General features: G+C 66.7%; 16 protein-coding genes. 7 read left to right on the top strand and 9 right to left on the bottom strand.

What is annotated here, in order from left to right; all coding sequences use genetic code 11:
* Positions 1-4: 4 nt before the first annotated feature.
* From plsX to GJV26_RS22960, 3 genes are all read right to left on the bottom strand, one after another.
* Positions 5-1,048: a phosphate acyltransferase PlsX gene (gene plsX / locus GJV26_RS22970; RefSeq protein WP_155711010.1), complete on the bottom strand. Its 1,044-nt coding sequence runs from the start codon at positions 1,046-1,048 to the stop codon at positions 5-7.
* Between the two features lie 209 nt (positions 1,049-1,257).
* On the bottom strand, positions 1,258-1,440 hold the full coding sequence (gene rpmF / locus GJV26_RS22965; protein WP_005666806.1) for a 50S ribosomal protein L32: 183 nt from the start codon (positions 1,438-1,440) through the stop codon (positions 1,258-1,260).
* A gap of 219 nt (positions 1,441-1,659) precedes the next feature.
* Entirely contained in the window at positions 1,660-2,154 is a 495-nt protein-coding gene (locus tag GJV26_RS22960) for a YceD family protein (RefSeq protein ID WP_155711009.1), read from the bottom strand.
* Positions 2,155-2,382: 228 nt separating this feature from the next.
* Here GJV26_RS22960 and GJV26_RS22955 point away from each other — a divergent pair, with 228 nt between their 5' ends.
* Complete coding sequence (locus tag GJV26_RS22955) at positions 2,383-3,003, top strand: Maf-like protein (protein ID WP_155711008.1); 621 nt, start codon at positions 2,383-2,385, stop codon at positions 3,001-3,003.
* 3 nt (positions 3,004-3,006) lie between these two features.
* Positions 3,007-3,744: an SAM-dependent methyltransferase gene (locus GJV26_RS22950; protein ID WP_155711007.1), complete on the top strand. Its 738-nt coding sequence runs from the start codon at positions 3,007-3,009 to the stop codon at positions 3,742-3,744.
* An 18-nt stretch (positions 3,745-3,762) separates the two neighbouring features.
* Here the strand turns inward: GJV26_RS22950 and GJV26_RS22945 are convergent, their stop codons facing one another.
* The 4 genes from GJV26_RS22945 to GJV26_RS22930 all read right to left on the bottom strand — a co-directional run bounded on the left by GJV26_RS22945 (position 3,763) and on the right by GJV26_RS22930 (position 7,951).
* On the bottom strand, positions 3,763-5,010 hold the full coding sequence (locus tag GJV26_RS22945; protein WP_229419404.1) for an EAL and HDOD domain-containing protein: 1,248 nt from the start codon (positions 5,008-5,010) through the stop codon (positions 3,763-3,765).
* Between the two features lie 93 nt (positions 5,011-5,103).
* Complete coding sequence (locus tag GJV26_RS22940) at positions 5,104-6,036, bottom strand: 23S rRNA (adenine(2030)-N(6))-methyltransferase RlmJ (RefSeq protein ID WP_155711005.1); 933 nt, start codon at positions 6,034-6,036, stop codon at positions 5,104-5,106.
* Between the two features lie 74 nt (positions 6,037-6,110).
* Positions 6,111-6,668, bottom strand: a complete 558-nt coding sequence (gene rraA / locus GJV26_RS22935; RefSeq protein WP_155711004.1) for a ribonuclease E activity regulator RraA — start codon at positions 6,666-6,668, stop codon at positions 6,111-6,113.
* Positions 6,669-6,721: 53 nt separating this feature from the next.
* Positions 6,722-7,951 (bottom strand): MFS transporter, encoded by a 1,230-nt coding sequence (locus GJV26_RS22930; protein ID WP_155711003.1) that lies wholly within the window; start codon positions 7,949-7,951, stop codon positions 6,722-6,724.
* Positions 7,952-8,036: 85 nt separating this feature from the next.
* Between GJV26_RS22930 and GJV26_RS22925 the strand changes: the two genes are divergently transcribed.
* On the top strand, positions 8,037-8,837 hold the full coding sequence (locus tag GJV26_RS22925) for a helix-turn-helix transcriptional regulator (RefSeq protein WP_155711002.1): 801 nt from the start codon (positions 8,037-8,039) through the stop codon (positions 8,835-8,837).
* Here the strand turns inward: GJV26_RS22925 and GJV26_RS22920 are convergent.
* Complete coding sequence (locus GJV26_RS22920) at positions 8,806-10,752, bottom strand: methyl-accepting chemotaxis protein (RefSeq protein ID WP_155711001.1); 1,947 nt, start codon at positions 10,750-10,752, stop codon at positions 8,806-8,808. The genes GJV26_RS22925 and GJV26_RS22920 overlap by 32 nt on opposite strands.
* 254 nt (positions 10,753-11,006) lie before the next feature.
* Between GJV26_RS22920 and GJV26_RS22915 the strand changes: the two genes are divergently transcribed.
* Entirely contained in the window at positions 11,007-12,179 is a 1,173-nt protein-coding gene (locus GJV26_RS22915; protein WP_155711000.1) for a helix-turn-helix domain-containing protein, read from the top strand.
* A 172-nt stretch (positions 12,180-12,351) separates the two neighbouring features.
* Positions 12,352-13,956: a GH39 family glycosyl hydrolase gene (locus GJV26_RS22910; protein WP_229419402.1), complete on the top strand. Its 1,605-nt coding sequence runs from the start codon at positions 12,352-12,354 to the stop codon at positions 13,954-13,956.
* Here the strand turns inward: GJV26_RS22910 and GJV26_RS22905 are convergent.
* The gene (locus GJV26_RS22905; RefSeq protein WP_155710999.1) at positions 13,919-16,738 is read right to left on the bottom strand and encodes an ATP-binding protein; all 2,820 of its coding nucleotides are present in this window, start codon (positions 16,736-16,738) and stop codon (positions 13,919-13,921) included. The genes GJV26_RS22910 and GJV26_RS22905 overlap by 38 nt on opposite strands.
* 134 nt (positions 16,739-16,872) lie before the next feature.
* Between GJV26_RS22905 and GJV26_RS22900 the strand changes: the two genes are divergently transcribed.
* Positions 16,873-18,036: an aldehyde dehydrogenase family protein gene (locus GJV26_RS22900; RefSeq protein WP_155710998.1), complete on the top strand. Its 1,164-nt coding sequence runs from the start codon at positions 16,873-16,875 to the stop codon at positions 18,034-18,036.
* Positions 18,037-18,063: 27 nt separating this feature from the next.
* Positions 18,064-18,423, top strand: coding sequence for a hypothetical protein (locus tag GJV26_RS22895; RefSeq protein ID WP_155710997.1), 360 nt, complete (start codon positions 18,064-18,066; stop codon positions 18,421-18,423).
* The last annotated feature ends 17 nt before the right edge of the window (positions 18,424-18,440 follow it).

The raw sequence follows: 18,440 nt of genomic DNA, 5'->3' as shown, positions 1-18,440 counted from the left end.
CGTCTCACCCAATGGTTGTATTTTCGCGTGGCATCAGTTCGGCGATCAGGTCCGCCAGCTGTTGCTGCACGTCGTTTTTCGCCGCATCGTATGCGCGGCGGATCGCCCACTCGTAGGCTTCCACATCCGCCCCGCCGTGGCTCTTGAATACCAGGCCGCGCAAGCCCAGCAGGCCGGCGCCGTTGTAGCGGGAAGGATTCAGGCGCCGCGTAATGCGCTTGAGGGCACTGCTGGCGATCAGCGCACCCAGCATGGTGATGGGGTTGCGCTTGAATTCGGCCGTCAGCACCATCTTGAAGAAGCGTGCCACGCCTTCAACGCCTTTCAGCGTCACATTGCCGACAAAGCCGTCGCACACGACCACGTCGGTCGTGCCCTTGAAGATATCGTTGCCCTCCACGTTGCCGTGGAAATTGAGCTTGCCGCGCTCGTGGTCGGCCTGCAGCAGCGTCGACGTGGCCTTGACCACTTCGTTGCCCTTGATATCTTCGGTGCCCACGTTCAGCAGGCCGATGGTGGGGCGGGCGATGCCCTCCATCGCGTGCACGAGCACCGATCCCATGATGGCGAACTGGTGCAGGTGGTGCGGTTCGCAATCCACGTTGGCGCCCAGGTCCATCACATAGGTCGGGCCGTCCTTCTGGTTCGGCATGATGCCGCAGATGGCCGGACGGTCCACGCCGGTCATCGTTTTCAGCACATAGCGGGACACGGCCATCAGCGCGCCGGTATTGCCGGCGGAGACACAGGCCTGGGCCTTGCCGTCCTTGACCTGTTCGATGGCCACGCGCATCGACGAATCCTTCTTGCGGCGCAGCGCCACTTCGAGTGGATCGTCCATCAACACCTGTTCGGATGCATGCAGCACGGTGATACGGGAATGCTCGCCGGCGCGATGCTTCTTCAGCTCGGCGCGGAGCACGTCCTCCAGGCCCACCAGGATCAGCTCGGCATTGGGTTCGCGATTCAGGAAGGAAATTGCGGCAGGAATGGTGACCGACGGGCCGTGGTCACCGCCCATGCAGTCGATAGAAATTTTTATTGTCATTGCGGGCAAGATGCGATCCCGGCAAAAATGCCGGAGCCTGCGGTTTCAAGACACATACATTCCCGGCAGGCCGGGAAACAGCATGCGCGAATGGGCACGAAAGCCCGGCATGCCGGAAGGTGCTCGGGGTCGGCAAAAAGAAAAAGCGGCGCCACGACAAAACTTTCGCGTGCACCGCTTTTGGTCTTTGGCCGAAACCAAAACGCCGATTACTCGTCGTTTTTGGTCTTCAGCACCTTGCGACCACGATAGAAGCCGTTCGGGCTGATGTGGTGACGCAGGTGGGTTTCGCCGGTGGTCGGCTCGACTGCCAGGTTCGGGGCGGTCAGGAAATCGTGCGAACGGTGCATGCCGCGCTTCGAAGGGGACTTCTTGTTCTGCTGAACTGCCATGATGACTCCTAATACATAAGTTCTAAAATTTTAACACAATCGACCGGCAAATACATGCAAATCGAGTATCCCAGTGGCATCGCGCATCGGCATGACCTAGCTACGCTACCTTGCTGCGTTACCACTCAATGCCAATACTCGCAGCCCGATTGGCATGTTCTTCAGGAAACCCCGGAAATCCGCTGCGCGGCGTTTCGCGGCCCCTCAATACATTGATCTTTATTTTTTCAGCGCCTTGAGCAATTCAAAAGGCGACTTCTTCTCGCTGCGCACCGAATCGAGCAGCGCCGTGTCCGGGCAGGTGTCGTGCTTCGGTGCTTGCGGCAAGGCCAGCAGGGCCTCGTCTTCAATCAGGTCCATCAGGTTCATCGAACGCGTGCCGACGATCACATCGATCGTCTCGTCGTCGACCACCGTTTCGATTTCATCGGCCCTGGCATCATCCTCGCCCAGCATCAGCACGGTCGAGGAATCGATCTCGTAGGCAAACGGCGCCAGGCAGCGCTGGCAAGTCAGGTGCACGGTGCCGGCAACGGCCAGGCGCATCTGCGGAAATCCATGCTTGCTCGTGCCGCCCTCGGCCTTCCAGGCAACGGCGCCTTCGGACGATGCGCAATCGCGCACGAGGCGCGTCATGTCAGCCACCGGCGTTTCGCCTTCGCGGGTGCCGCCCGTCCGACAGAATTCAAAGGCGTCGATCAGTTGGACATTCATCGCAGCACTCATCGGCTAAAACTTCCCTCGAAAACCTGCGATAATAACAGGGTTTTCAGCGCGCGGTCAAAGACTTGCGCGCGCCGGGAGACCTTTTTTCAACCTTTTTCAACCAGCTGTCGCATGCCGGCCCCATCTCCGGCCTTTGCCGCACGATTCCGCTGCGCGATTCAACGGCGCACAGAGCATATAACAATTCGAAGCGCCTCGCCACAATAAAATCTTTCCATGAATCACAACTTTCCTTCGCCCGCTGCCGCGCTGATCCTGGCTTCGAGCTCACCCTACCGGCGCGAGCTGCTCGGCCGGCTGCAACTGCCGTTCACGGTCGACGTGCCAGCCATCGACGAAGCGCCGCTGGCCGGCGAAACGCCCTCGGCCACCGCGCTGCGGCTGGCCCGCGACAAGGCCGGCGCCGTGGCGGCACGACACCCCGGCAGCCTGGTGATCGGCTCCGACCAGGTGGCCACGCTGGACGATGAACAGATCGGCAAGCCCGGCAGCCATGCCGCCGCTCTCGCCCAGCTGCAAAAAATGCGCGGCCGCGAGGTGGTGTTTCACACGGCGCTGTGCCTGTGGGACGGGCGCGACGGCACCTGCCAGGTGGAAGACATCCGCACCGTCGTCAAGTTCCGCGACCTGCCCGATACCGAACTCGATGCCTACCTGCGCATCGAGCAGCCCTACGATTGCGCCGGCAGCGCCAAGAACGAAGGGCTCGGCATCGCGATCCTGGAACGCATCGATTCTTCCGACCCGACCGCACTGACCGGCCTGCCGCTGATCGCGCTGACCGGCATGCTGCGCGCCGCCGGCGTCGCCTTCTTTCAACTCCGCACCCATTCCTGACCCATGCCCGGCACCCTCTACCTGATTCCCAACACCCTGGGCGAGACCACGGCGCTGAACCACGTGATTCCCGACCACGTGCAGGCGCTCACGGCGCAGCTGTCGCATTTCGTGGCCGAAAACGCCAAGACGGCGCGCGCCTACCTGAAGTTGATCCACGCCGTGCACCCGCTGGCGCGCCCCTTGCAGGAAATCGCGATCACCGAACTGAACGTCAACACGAGGGCCGAGGCACTGGCCGGCCTGCTGGCGCCGCTGCGCGAGGGCATCGACGTGGGCCTGCTGTCCGAAGCCGGCGTGCCGGCGGTGGCCGACCCGGGTGCCGACCTGGTACGCCTGGCACACAAGGAAGGCATCGCCGTGCGGCCGCTGGTGGGCCCGTCGTCGCTGCTGCTGGCGGTCATGGCGAGCGGCCTGAACGGACAGAGCTTCGCGTTCAACGGCTATCTGCCCACCGACGCCGCCACGCGCACGAAGCGCTTGAAGGAGCTCGAGGGGCGTTCCCGCACCGACAGGCAAACGCAACTGTTCATCGAAACGCCCTACCGCAACGGCGCCCTGCTCGAAGCGCTGGTGGCCGCATGCCAGCCCGGCACGCTGATCTGCGTGGCGACGGATATCAGCCTGCCGTCGGAAACGATCCGCACGCAGACGGCGGCGCAATGGAAAACCGCGCTGGCCGGCGAACGCGGCCCGGACTTCCACAAGAAACCGACGGTGTTTTTACTGCTGGCGCAGTAGACGAAGCCAGCCCGGCTGTCAGCGGATCGGCGTAATGCTCACGCCGCTGGCATAGTCGTTGATCCACTCGTACGCCGCCACCTGGCTCGCGTACAGCGTGGAGGAAGTCAGCCCCAGGCTGTGCAGCAGGCCCGTCAGTTCCGGCCCTTCCTGCGCCTGCTCGACGAGCTCGATCAGCTTCAGCACATCGCCATAATTGCCGGTGCGGTGCAACAGCGCGGCGCGCACGTCGTCCAGCACGTTGACGCTGTCGAGGATTTCCGGCATCGCCACCGAGAACAGCGTATCCATCAGCGACATGATGCCGACCGTGAAACCGATGTCGGCGCCGACCCGTTCGCCCGGGCGCAGGTGCTCGAGCACGTTTTCCATCGTCTTGCCGCGCGTGGTGGCCAGTTGCAGCAGCGGCGAATCGTACTGGTGCCCTTTGACGTAAAGCAGGATCTGCAGCCAGCGCTGCAGCTGGCGCCGGCCCAGCACCACCAGCGCATGGCCGACGGAATTGATGCGAAAGCGCGCGCCGACGGCCGGCGTGTTCACCAGGCGCAGCAGGTTCAGCGTGATCAAGGGGTCGAGCTTGATGCCGCGTTCGATATCGCGCTGGTCCGCATCGGAAGCGAGCAAGTCGAGCAACTGCATGATGGCCATCTGTGATGGCGCTATCTTCTTGCCTGAAAGGATGACCGGCCGGGCGAAATAATAACCCTGGAAATATTCGAACCCCAGGTCCATGCAATGGCGGAATTCCTCGTGGGTCTCGACCTTTTCCGCCAGCAGCTTCTGGCGCGGGTTTTTCAGCGACCGCGTCAGTTCGCCCAGCGCGTCGCGGCCCATGCCGCGGATGTCGATCTTGATCACGTCCATCAGCGGCTGCAGCTTGGTCAGGCTGTCCGAGGCACCGACCACGTCGTCCAGGGCAAACCGGTAGCCGGCCTGCTTCAGCTCGACGACGCGCGCCACCACTTCCGGCGTCGCCTCGACGGTTTCCAGCACTTCGAGGATGACCTTGTCGATCGGCAGGAAATGGATGAAGTCGCTCATCAGGCCGGCCGTGTCGACATTCACATAGGCCAGCTGTTCGCCGACCACGTGCTGCATGCCCAGTTCGGAAGCATGGGCGATGACGGACGCGGTCGCCGCCGTGCCGTCGGTGAAGTCCGCGTCGCCGGTATCGGCATTGCGGTACAGCAGCTCGTAAGCCACGAGCCGCTGGGAACGATTGAGGATGGGTTGCCGCGCCAGGAAAAAATGATTGGCGTATGGCATCGGAATATCCGGGCTAACTGCCAGCGTCATGGAGGGACCTGCTTGAAAACGATGCCGCCACCTTAACCCAGCATTAACTTATTGGCAATCAGTTTATGACCGCCGCGTGACATTCCCCTTGTCCTGGACACGCGGCGTCACCGGATCGCCGCTTTCGAGCGTGAAAGTGGCACCCTTGTCGCGCCCGAGCACCTGCACCAGGTAGGGCATCACGCTCTTCAGCGTGGCCAGCAGCGTGAACGGCGGGTTCAGGATGAACATGCCGCTTGTGTGCAGGGCGATGCCGTCCGGTCCCGGCGACGAGATCGTCAGCGTCACGTTGAGCCAGTTCTGCGCGGGCAGGCGCTTGAGCTTTTCGGCGAAATTGCGCGCCTCGATGCGCTGCAGCACCGGGTACCAGACCGCGTAGGTACCGCTGGGGAAGCGCTTCAGCGCATCGCCCAGCATCTCGTTGACCTTGCGGTAGTCCTGCTTGTCCTCGTACGGCGGATCGCACAGCACCAGCGCGCGGCGCGACGGCGGCGGCAGCAGCGCCTTCACGCCGAGGAAGCCGTCGGCCTTGTTGATGATGACGCGCTTGCCGCGCACGGTGCTGCGCCTGCCCTGCGCGGCCTGGTGCTGTTCGAGCTTGGTGAAGTTATCGGCCAGCAGCCGCACGTCCGCCGGGTGCAGTTCGAACAGGCGCAGGCGGTCCATCTCGCGGGCCACCTGTTCGGCCACGTACGGCGAACCCGGGTAATAGCGCATCTTGCCGCTCGGGTTCATCGCTTTCACGAGGTTCACGTATTCGGCCAGCGGCGCCGGCAGGTCGGTGCGGTCCCACAGCGGCCCGATGCCCGTTTCGAATTCGCCGGTCTTGGTCGCCTGCGCGCCGTCCAGCGCATACAGGCCGGCGCCGGCATGGGTATCGATGTAGCTGTACGCCACGTCCTTCTGGTTCAGGTATTGCAGCAGCTGGAGCTGCACGAAGTGCTTCAGGACGTCGGCATGATTGCCGGCATGGAAGGCGTGGCGGTAACTGAACATGATTCTCTATGGATTGATTCGAGGCGCCATTATCCCAGAGAACCGTGCAGGGTCCAAAAAGCGGCCGAAACCAGTCAGGCCAGCCGCTGCTGCGCCACCAGCATGCCGTCGGCATCCGCGTACAGCCAGTCGCCCGGGTTGACGGGCACGCCGGCAATCCCGATACGCACGTTGCGCTCGCCGGCGCCCTTCTTCGCGCTGCGCTGCGGTGTCGCGGCCAGGGCGCGCACGCCGATGTCGCAGCTGTCGATCTCGATCGTGTCGCGCACGCAGCCATCGACGACGATGCCGGCCCAGCCATTATCCTGCGCCAGCAGCGCCAGCTGGCCGCCGACCAGCGCGCGGCGCAGGCTGCCGCCGCCATCGACCGCCAGCACCTGGCCGTCGCCGGGAGTTTCCAGCAGCGTGCGCAGCAGCGCGTTGTCCTCGAATACCTTCAGCGTGACGACGCGGCCGGCGAAGCGCTCGCGCCGGCCGAAATGGCGGAACACGGGCGGCAGCACCGCCAGCCGGCCATCCTCGAGCAGGATGGCGTTGTCGTCGCACAGGTCGGCGGTGGCGAAATCGGCAAGGCCGGGCGCAATGCCAGGCGCGATACCGGACGCCGTATTGGAAAATGGGCTGCGGTTCATCGGATTCCCCGGCGGTTGACCTGCCCCGATTATAGTGGCTCGCGCACGGGTCGCTACGCGCTTTTCAGCGCCACCGCCCGCGTATTGCCGCCCACGCCGACGGCCGTGCCGATCGCCAGCGCCTGGAACAGCGCGATGCCGGCGAACAGCCAGCCCGGGTGCCCGGCATCCATCACGGCGCCGAACATCAGCGGCCCCACCGAAAGGCCCGTGTCCAGCCCCGAATACACCACGCCGTACACGCGGCCGGTGGCATTCTTCGGCGCGGCCGCGCGGATCATCAGGTCGCGTGACGGCCCGGCCACGCCGGAGAAGAAACCGATCAGCGCCATCAGCGGCAGCGCCAGCCAGCCCGGCACCACGGCCATGCCCAACACCAGCGCCAGCACGGCGGCCACGGCGAACGCGACGGCGATGTTGCGGTCGTGGTTGCCCGAGCCGGCACCGACGAAGCCGCCGACCACCATGCCGGCCGCCGACGCCAGCATGTACGCGGTATAGGAACTGGTGGCCAGCTCGCGCGAAATACCGTACAGCTGTTCCAGCCCGATCGATGCGAATGCCTGGATGCCGCCCAGCGACACGGCCGTGAGGAAGAAGAACGCGAAGCACATCCACACGGAGCGCAGCCGCAGGAACGCCAGCGTGCCCTCTCCGCCTTGCTGCGCGCTACCGGCGCTCTGCGGCGGATTCGGCCGCAGCGCATGGCGGTTCAGCACCAGGATCGCCAGCACCGCGAACGGCAGCAGCGCGGCCAGCGCCAGCGCGGTGCGCCAGCTTGCCAGCGCCGCCACCGTGGTCATGAACAGCGGCGACGCCGCCCAGCCGAGGTTGCCGCTGATGCCATGCACCGAGAAGCCGTGCGCCAGCCGCTCGCGCGAGACGCGCTGGTTCAGCAGCGTGTAGTCCGCCGGGTGGAAGATGCTGTTGCCCACGCCGGCCAGCAGCGCGCCCGCCAGCAGCGCCGCATAGCTGCCGGCGACCGACAGCACCAGCGCGGACACGCCCAGCATGCCGACCCCGAAGAACAGCACGCGCCGCGCGCCCACCCGGTCGACCACGAAGCCGGCCAGCGCCTGGCCAATGCCCGATACCACGAAGAACACCGTCATCAGCAGCCCCAGCTCGGCATAACTGAGGCCGAATGCCGGTTTGAGCCATGGGAACAGCGCGGCCAGGATCAGGTGATAGAAATGGGAAGTGCCGTGCGCCAGGCCGACCAGGCCGATCACGCGGGCATCCTGGCGCAGCGTATTGCTGTCGTTCGTGTCGTTGTTCTTCATGCTGTCTCCTGCTGAAAGGAACAGTGTAAGAAAAAGGGCTTCGACTGTTTTAAGATAGGATGTCAATTTTTATCGAAATACTGCCATGTCGAATCTCAGGCCAACGATCCCCAGGCAGGTGCTGCCGGCGCCGGACGGTTTCGAGCCGACGCCCGAGCGCCCCATCACGCTGATCTCCCGCGACCTCGAACGCAGCGATTCGCTGCTGCCGCACCGGCACACGTGGGGCCAGCTGACGCATTCGATCGACGGTGTGCTGCGCGTGACGGCCGCCGGCAGCACATGGATCGTGCCGCCGTCGCGGGCGGTGTGGATCGCGCCCGGCGTCGAGCATGCCGTCACGGTGCTGGCGTCGACCCGGCTGCGGCCGGTGCGGATCCTGGCCGAACGCGCGCCGTTCCCGGACGAGGCTTGCCGGGTGCTGGAAGTGTCCACGCTGCTGCGCGAACTGATCCTGGCGCTGGAACAGCTGCCGCCGCTGGCGTCATCGCCGCGCGCCACGCTGCTGTCGGAGCTGATGCTCGATGAACTGGCGCGCTGCGAAACGCGCCCGATCCGGGTGCCGCTGCCGCGCGACAAGCGGCTGCAATGCCTGTGCGCGCGCCTGATCGACGCGCCGGGCGCGCCGCTGACGCTGGCCGACTGGGCCGGCCAGGTGGGCGCCTCGGAGCGCACGCTGGCGCGCCTGTTCGAGAAGGAGCTCGGCATGGGCTTCGGGCAATGGCGCCAGCAGGTGCGGCTGGCGCATGCCGCGCCGATGATCGCCGGCGGCATGCCGCTGGCGCGGGTCGCCGAGGAGCTGGGCTATGCCAGCCAGTCGGCGTTTTCCCAGATGTTCCGCAAGACCTTCGGCACTACGCCTTCAGCATTTTTCGCCGGGCAGTGACGGCCTGCGCCGGCATGCCGCCCTGCGATGCGGGCGCCGCAGCCGTGGCGTCGAGCTTGAACGTGCCCACCACCTGCTCCAGCGTGGCGGCCTGCATGCGCAGCGACTCGGCCGCGGCGGCTGCTTCTTCCACCAGGGCGGCATTTTGCTGCGTGGCGTTGTCCATCTCGATGATGGCACCGTTGACCTGGCCGATGCCCTGGCTCTGCTCGTGGCTGGCCGCGCTGATCTGCGCCACCAGGTCCGCCACGCGCTGTACCGACCCCACGATCTCGCCCATCGCCTGTCCGGCGCCGTCGGCCAGCCGGCTGCCGGTGTTGACCTGGTCGACCGAGGCGAGGATCAGATCCTTGATTTCCTTCGCCGCGGTGGCCGAACGCTGCGCCAGGTTACGCACCTCGGAGGCCACCACGGCGAAGCCGCGGCCCTGCTCGCCGGCCCGCGCCGCCTCCACCGCGGCGTTCAGCGCCAGGATATTGGTCTGGAACGCGATGCCGTCGATGACGCCGATGATGTCGGCGATGCGGCGCGAGCTGTCTGTGATGGCGCCCATCATGTCGACCACCTGCGAGACCACCGCGCCGCCCTTGCGCGCCGAATCAGCGGTGGAGGCGACCAGCTTGTTGGCCTGCGCGGCGTTGTCGGCGTTTTGCCGCACGGTCGCCGTCAGCTCTTCCATCGCGGCCGCGGTCTCTTCCAGGTTCGACGCCTGCGCCTCGGTGCGGTTCGACAGATCGAGGTTGCCGGTGGCGATCTCGCCGGTGGCGCCGGCGATCTGCTGCGCGCTCTCGCGCACCTGCACGATGGTGCCGTTCAGCGACGAAATGAAGCGGTTGAACGCCCCCGCCAGCGCGCCTACCTCATCCTGCGATTCCACCCGCATCCGGCGGCTCAGGTCGCCATTGCCGTCGGCGATCTCGCCCAGCATCCTGGCGGCCCGCATCACCGGCGCGGCGATCGCGCGGCTGATCAGCCAGATGCCGAACAGGCCGATGCCGCCGCCCGCCACGCCCGCGATCAGCGCGGAGATCGTGGCGGCCCGTGCGATATCGCCCAGCACTTCGCGTTCCGGCACCCGTGCCAGCACGTAGAGGTTCAGCTCCTTGATATATGACGCGGCCACGAACAGCCGGCCCTGCGGAGTGTCGACCGCGGCATGGCTGAACGCCTGGCCGGCGAACAGCGTTTTCACCATGCCGGCATCGAAGCCGGGCTGGTCCTGCAACCCGTGCCTGCCGTCGGCCAGTTGCGGATCGCGGTCGATCAGCAGCACGCCGTTCGGCCGCACCAGCGACACGGTGCCCGTCTCGCCCACCCGGTAATCGCGGATCGTGCTTGCCAGGTCGTTGACGGCCAGCCCGATGCCGGCCACCGCGAGCTTGCCGCCCGCGGTCTGCACGCGCGTATTGATGAACAACATGTAGGTGGCCGAGCCGGCGTTCTTGTCGATATCGAGGCGGTACGGCACCCCGCTGGCCAGGAAGTCGTAGAACCACCCGTCGCCGGCCTTGTCGGACGACAGCGTGCGGTCGTAGCCGGCGTCGGTGAAGTACTTGCCGGTGGTTTTCGATACCCAGAACACCGTGGCCGCGTTGTTCTTCGCCTTCAGGTGGCTGGCGTAGGTCTGCCACGCGGTGGCCCCCTCGTCGGGCAGGCCGGCATCTTCCCATGCATGCACGTACGTGTCGTTCGCCAGCGTTTCCGATACCGCCAGCGTCTGGCCGATCTGGCGCAGCACGTCGTTGCGGATCTCGCCGATCCGCGCCGGCAGCTCCTGGGTCACCGCGCGCTCGCGGGCACGGTCGCTGTTCATCGTTACGCTCAGCACGGACGAAATGACCATGAACACCAGCAGGCACAGGCCCATGCTGAGCATCAGCTTTCTTTGAATCGACAGTCGATTTATGAATAGCATCACATATTTCCGTTAGTTAATTTCTTCAGTCCAGTGTACTCAAATGCAGATCGCAAGTTACAGAAATATGCCCATGGGAAACATGTTTATTCGCTGCTGAACCCTATATGCAACAGGCTATTGACTCTTTCCCAAGAAGACCTGCGCCCCTGCGGCAGGAACGGCTTAAAGGGCCGCACAACCTCTTGCTGCACTGCCATGCGCCCACTATGATTGCGCTCACATCACCGGAGCCTCGAACGAAAACGGCATAAATGGGAGCCTTCTATCGCAAAGCGCTGATCGCGTTCGTCTGCCTGCTGGCAGGGAGCCTGCTGCTGGGCGTGCTGTGCGTCGACCGCAGTCACCTGCGCACCCGATTGCTGCCGGCCCATGGCAGTGGGCTGCCATGGCACATCGGCACCAGTTCGGACAACGAGAAGCCGGACAAGACACGGCGCGATGCCGCCGGAACCTCCGTCGCCATCCACGAAGCCCGGCAACGGCTGCGCTTCGGCTTCCGCCTGGCGCCAGCCCCCAGATACCGGTTCGCCGCGGCGGACCTGCTGTTCGAGGACCGCAACGGCAAGCCGGCGCACGTCGACCTGTCGCGCTACGATTCGGTGTCGTTCCAGGCCCGCTGCGCGCCAGCCAACACGCTGATGCTCAGCGTGCCCACGTTCGACGACAGGGTATCCACGCCCGATCACCTGCTGAGCTATCGCACGCCTTCCGCCTTCTTCGCGTGCAGCACGCACGGCACGCGTGTCGACATCGACCTGTCGAGGCTAGAAACTCCGCAATGGTGGTTCGACATGTTCAAGCTCGACCTTTCACACCACGGATATAAACTCGACCGCGTGCCGAAAATGACGTTCGGGAGTACATTCCAGAGCCCGACCGATACCTTGTTTACTGTCGAAATCAGCGAACTGATATTGCACGGCCGCGATGTCCGTTATCTGTACGGCATGGGCGCGATATTGGCATCGGCATGGGCCGGTTTCGGTTTCTGGTTTTTCCGCGCCCATGCCGCCGCGCTGGTCGCGGAGGTGCGCGAAAAACTGCAAAAAGACCTGCCGTTCGTCGCCTACCAGCAGCTTTCGCTCGAACCGCATCGCGACAGGGAAAAGGCCGCGGTATTGCGATTTATTGCCACGCATTATTCGGATGCCGGCATGGATGTCGACAAGGCGGTGGCCGGTACGGGTGTCAACCGTAATAAGCTCAACGACATCCTGAAAGCGGAGCTGGGTTTCACATTCACTGCCTACCTGAATAAATTGCGGCTGACCGAAGCGGCGCGGCTGCTGTCGGAAAACGATGCGCTGGCCGTTGCGGAAATCGCCTATTCGGTCGGCTATGCCAATGTTTCGTATTTCAACAAGCTCTTCAAGGAAGAATACGGCTGCACCCCGAAGGCCTTTCGCACCGCCTGCGCGGACTGACACTGGCGGCAGATTTTCTTCAACTTTCCGCATTCCACCAGCGTTTCGGGCATGGCTGCTAACGAAACCGCGTCCGCCCCGGTAGGCTGCATGGCAGCGCGCCGGTCACGGGCCGGCCGCGAATCAATCCGAGCGAAATCCAGAGCGCAATCCAGAGCGAGCGAGACAACCAATGCAAACCATGCGGTTCAATACCATCAGCCATTCCATTAGCGGGGCCCTGCTGGGCGGCCTGCTGTTACTGTCGCAATCCACGTGGGCGCAGCAACGCGATATCGATGTGCACGTCGGCCAGATCGCCGGCGACCTGAACAAGACCTTCAATGAAGTCATTGGCGCCGGCCGCGCCAACGAGGGATTGCGGGCGGACTGGCAACAGCAACTGGCGCAGGTCAGGCGCGACGCCGGATTCCGTTATATCCGCATGCACGGCCTGCTGTCGGACGATATGGGCGTTTATAAAGTCGATGCGCAAGGCAGGGAACATTATAATTTCCAGTATATCGACGCCCTGTACGATTACCTGCTGAGCATCGGCATGAAACCGTTCGTCGAACTGGGTTTCATGCCGTCGGCGATGGCCAGCGGCGAAAAAACCATATTCTGGTGGCGCGGCAATGTCACGCCACCCCGCAGTTATGAAAAATGGGGCGAACTCGTCAAGAGATTGACCGAACACTGGACCGAACGTTATGGCCAGGCCGAAGTGGCGACCTGGTATTTCGAAGTGTGGAACGAACCGAACCTGAGGGATTTCTGGGCCGGCACGCAGGACGAGTATTTCAGGCTGTATGCCCACGCCGCCCGCGCCATCAAGAGCGTGAATCCGGCCTACCGGGTCGGCGGCCCCGCCACCGCCGGCGCGGCGTGGATACCCGAGACGATCGCGTATGCGACCGCCAACGGGGTGCCGCTCGACTTCGTCAGCACGCACACGTATGGCGTCAACCAGGGCTACCTCGACGAATTCGGCACCACCGGCACGGTGCTCAGCAAGGATGAAGGCGCGATCAGCAACGATGTATTGAAGAACCGCCGCGAAATCGCCGCCTCGAAGCTGCCGAAGCTGCCGCTGCACTACACCGAATGGAGTTCGTCGTACACGCCGGCCGATCCCACGCACGACAGCTATCACCAGGCCGCCTATATCCTGCAAAAGCTGAAACAGACGGGCGATGCGGCGCAGTCGATGTCGTACTGGGTCTTCACCGACATCTTCGAGGAGCCCGGCCCCCGCTTCGAAGCCTTCCACGGCGGCTTCGGGCTGATGAACACGCAGGGCATCAAGAAGCCCGGCTATTTCGCTTACCAGTTCCTGAACGGGCTCGGCGCAAAGCAACTGCGCAACCCCGATGCGCAATCGATCGCCACTGTCGACGCCAACGGCGATGCAAGCGTGCTGCTGTGGGATTACACGCATACGCTGCCGGAGGGGATCAACAACCAGCAATACTTCATCAGGGACCTGCCGCCCAGGCCCAAGGGGGACGTGCGGGTCACGCTGCGCGGCGTGAAGCCGGGCGACTATACGCTGGCGATCTCGCAGGTCGGCTACCGGAAGAACGACGCGTTCACGGCGTACATCGGCATGGGATCGCCGGCGCAGCTGACGAGGAAGCAGGTGGCCGAACTGAAGGCGCAGGCGAGCGGCGAACCGTCCGGGCGCCGCACCGTGCGGGTCGGCGGCGACGGCCGGTTCAGCCTCACGCTGCCGCTGCGCGAGAACGATGTCTACCTGCTCAAGCTGGGCAGCGCTCCAGGCAGGCCCGCGCCATGACCACGTCGCGCGTGGCTTCGCCTTCGCGGTAGCGCGCCAGCAGCGGCGCCAGCAAGGCAGCGGGGTCGTACCCGCTCATGGAACCGCTCGTTGGTTCATCGATGTGCCCTTGGCCGCGCGGCGACAGCAATCGGGCCAGGCTGGTGGCGGCGCGCAGTTCCCATGCCAGCGCGCCCTGCCGCCCGGCCAGCGCCAGCGCCTGCCGGAACACGCGTTCGGCCTGCCTGGCGGCACCGACGCGCGCCAGCTGTTCGCCCCAGCAGCGCAGCAGCTCGGGCGCGGCCCAGCCGGCGCGGCCATCGGTAGCGCGGGCCAGCGAGGCGGGCGTCAGCAGGCCGCCATGCAGCGTGGGCAGCATGTCCAGGTGCAGGCCGGTGCAGGACGGGTGGCGCAGCAGCGCGTCCACCGGTTCGGGCGCCGTGCCGTTTTCTCCGCGTTCGTGGCGCCGCAGCGCCGCGTCGAACGCGTACGCCCAGAACGACCAGTGCGCCAGCCGGTCGCGCGCGGCCCGTTCGGCCATCATCGCGGCGCAGCGCCGCGCCATTGCCAGCTCGCCGCTCCACAGCGCCACCGGCACGGCGAACACCAGCGCAAAGCACAGCGATACCGAGTGATCGAGCCGCAACGCTTCGTCGATGCCCTCGCGCGCGGCCAGCAGTGCCTGCTCGGGCCGTCCCTGGAGCCACAGCACCCGGCCGTGCACCGCCAGCGACGATACGCGCTGGTCGAACTGGAAGCCGGCGGCGCCGGGCATGCGGCGGGCCGGGTGCCCGACGGCATCGGCATGCGCGCCGGCCGCATGCTGGTCGCCCAGGTAGTGCCGCGCCCGGGCCAGCAGCCGTTGCTGTACCGGCCCGGCGCCATCCATTCCCGCGGCGCGTGCCAGGGGGCCGAAGCGGTACGCCAGGCCGAGCGCGCGGCCATAGTCGCCCTGCAGCAGCGCATCCGCGTAGCAGCCCCACAGCGCGCGCACGGCGGTGGCGTGGTCGCCGAGCCGCTCGGCCAGCGCCAGTGCGCGGGCGAATGCCTCGGCGCGCGGCGCGGCGTCTTCGCCGGCGTGCAGCAGCGTGTGGCCCAGTGCCAGCTGCAGCGCGGCGAACAGCGGTGCGCCGGCCGAACCGGCTGCTGCGGCGCAGGCCAGCGCCGGGGCCAGCCGCACGCGGTAATCTTCCATCATCGAGTGGCGATACCACAGCGGCGCCGACGCCGCCGCCAGCTGCGCGCCCAGCAGCGGCTCGCCCCCCGGTCCGAAGGCCCAGTCGAGCGCGGCGCGCACGTCGTCGAGGCGGCAGTCCTGGAGGGGATTCGCGTCGAGCGCCGCGGCATCGTGCACGGCGCGGGACAGCAGCAGGCAGCAGTAGCGCGCATGGCGCTGCGCAGCCGCGTGCTCCTCGCCGGCGGCGCGCAGTTTTTCCAGCGCATAGGCGCGGCTCGTGTCCAGCAGGCGGCAGCGCATGCCGTCGGGCGACACCATCGACTTCGCCACCAGTTGCGCCACGAGCGCGGGAACCGCCTGCGCATCGATCCCCCCCCAGCCGGCCACCGCCGCCGCACCGTCGGGCGGGAAGGTGCCGCGGAACACGGCAAGGCGCCGCAGCACCGCCTGCTCGGCCGGGGCCAGCAAATCGTGGCTCCAGTCGAGCGTGGCGCGCAGCGTCTGGTGTCGCGGCAGCGCGGTGCGGCGGCCCCGTGTCAGCACCGTGAAGCAGTCGGACAGGCGCCGCGCCAGTTCCTGCACGCCGAAAAACGCGGCGCGGCCGGCCGCCAGCTCGATCGCCAGCGGAATGCCGTCAAGGCGGCGGCAGATCTCGGCCACCGCGGCCGCGTTGTCCGCATCGAGCGTGAAGCCGCCATCGGCGCTGGCCCGTTCGACGAACAGTTGTACCGACGGATACGTGGCCAATGCCACGGCATCGGGTACCGGCGCTTCCGCGGGCGGGCGCGGTACCGCCAGCGGCGGCAGCCGGAAGACGCGTTCGCCGTCGGCGCGCAGCGGTTCGCGGCTGGTGGCAACGATGTGCAGGGCCCCGGCCCGGCGCAGCAGCGCGCCGGCCAGCGCCGCGGCGGCATCGATCAGGTGTTCGCAGCCGTCGAGCACGAGCAGCGCGGGCCGGGCCTGCGAAGGGTGCGAAAAAGCGGCCGGCAGGGCATCGGCCAGCGCCTCGGCGGACAGCGGCGCGGCCAGGCCGAATGCCTGCGCCACCGCGCCCGGCAGCAGCGCCGGATCGGCCAGCGGCGCGAGATCCACGCAGTACACGTGGCGGCCGAAGCGCGGCGCGGCGCGCGCGGCCAGTGCCTGCGCCACCGACGTCTTGCCCATGCCGCCGGGGCCGGCGATCGTCAGCAGGCGCACGGTCAAGAGCTCGCGCAGCAGCTGGTCGAGCACCTGGCCGCGCCCCACCAGCCGCGGCTGCAGGCCGGCGGCCGGCACCACCGGCACGATGTCGTCGGGCGCCTGGCGCAGCGGCGCCACGAAGCTGTAGCCGCGGCCGACCACGTTTTCCACGTAGGCCTGGTCGGTGCCGAGCACCTTGCGCAGTGCATTGACGTGCACGCGCAGGTTGCCCTCCTCGACGACCGTGCGCGGCCAGACACGGGCGATCAGCTCGTCCTTGCCCACCACCGTGCCGGCGCGCTCGACGAGCGCGACCAGCAGGTCGAACGCGCGGCCCGCCAGCCGCACCGGCATGCCGTGCCGGTACAGCGCGCGTTCCTGCGGCACCAGGCGGAACGCGCCGAATGCCACCTCGCCGATCGGCGGCCGCCACTGCTGTCGGTCCATGTTTGCTTACCTCGAAAGCCGGATTGATTTCCGGCCCGGCAAATTCTAACGTATCGGTCACCCGGCGTTAATCATTTGCCATTCGCATTCGCCATTGTTCGTTAACCAGTCATCACCTGAATGGGGGATCGCCGATGATGCACATTTCCCAACGGGCCGCCGCCGCCGCGCTGCCGCTGGCGCTGGCCGATGCCGGGCAGCGCGCGCGCCTGCTCGACGGGTTCGGCGCCGGGCTCGATGGCGTGCGGCACCGCCTGCCCCGGCAGGCCGCGTTCGACGCCGGTATCGACCCGGCCGTCGCGCTGCGCCAGCACGACATGCTGCGCGACTGGCTGCGCACGCTGGCCGGCGCGCTGCGCGACGACGCGCGGGAGGGCGGCCAGCGTACCGTGCCGCTCGGCCCCGTTGCCGCGGTCGGCGCGCACGGCAGCGCGTACGGCCTGGCCGGCATCCATGCGATGGCCGCGCTGGCGGCCGGCTGCCCGGTCATGGCGCGCGCCGTGCCGGCCCCCAGCTGCACGGAGCTGGCGGGGCTGATCGCCATCGCCGCCGCGGCCGCCCGGCTGCCCGACACGCTGTTCGAACTGGCGACGGATGACGACATCCTGCTTGCCCAGCGCGCCGTGCGGGGCGTGATCTGCCGCGCCGGCGCGCGCCCGGTGCCGCCTCTGCTGCCCGCGCTGGCCGAACTGGACGGCACCGATACCGCCTTCGTGCTGCCGTGCGCGCTGAACGCCCGCGCCGAGCACCTGGGCCAGCAAATCCTGGCGCAGCAGGGCGTGTGCCCGATGGTCGTCGCCATCGACGGCGACGGCTTCATCGACCTGCGCGAAGCGATCATCGATACCCTGGCCGGCGCGGACGACCCGTGCGCGGCGCGCCGCCCTTCCCGCTCCGGCGGCCTGGCCCTGCCCGCGGGCGGCAGCGTACACCTGCTGAGCGAAACACCGCACGGCGGCACGGCGCCGTTTGCCGAGGTGCCGGCCGCGCCGCTGATCGCCGAACCGGCGCTGGCCGCCACGCGCCAGGGCGGGCTGCTGGTGCGCTGCGCCGACGCGGGCGAAATGCTGGCGCTGGCGTGGGCGCTCGGTCCGCTCGCCTGCGCCAGCCTGCACGCGGCGCCCGGCGACGCCGCGCTGGCCGCGCAGGTGCTGCCGATGCTGGAACTGGCGGCGCGCCACATCCACGTCAACCGCTTCGGCAGCGCGCTGCGACCCACGCACGCGGTAGCGCTGGACGCGATCGGCCGCTTCCGCCGCCCGGTATTTCGTCATGCCGATGGCCGGCATGCCCCCTGACCCGTCCTGCCGATGCGAAAGCCCACGATGAACGCCCTTCCCCTCACGCATGCCGAAAAGGTCGGCGTGGCGCAGATCCGTATCCGCAAGGCCGAGCACAGCATCGCGGTGCTCGGCTCGTTCGTCGCCGCCGACAGGCTGCTCAAGGCCTGGGCCGCGGCGCGCGACTGCAGCGAGTGCGAATTCGAAATCCGCTACCTGGACGGCTACCGGCTGTCCGGCAGCTACCCGATGCGGCAAAAAAGCACCACCCGGCAATCGCTGGGCGCCCACGTCCGTCGCGTGGTAACCGGCACCCGCGCCACCGATGGCCTGCACTTCGACGCCGGCACCGGCCTTGAACGCTTCCTCGACCACTACGAAGTCGAAGACTTCGCCGAGCCGTAGGCCAAAGCCCACCCGCA

Source organism: Pseudoduganella dura (assembly GCF_009727155.1).
Lineage (GTDB): Bacteria > Pseudomonadota > Gammaproteobacteria > Burkholderiales > Burkholderiaceae_D > Rugamonas > Rugamonas dura.
This window is presented reverse-complemented; position numbering and strand designations above follow the sequence as displayed.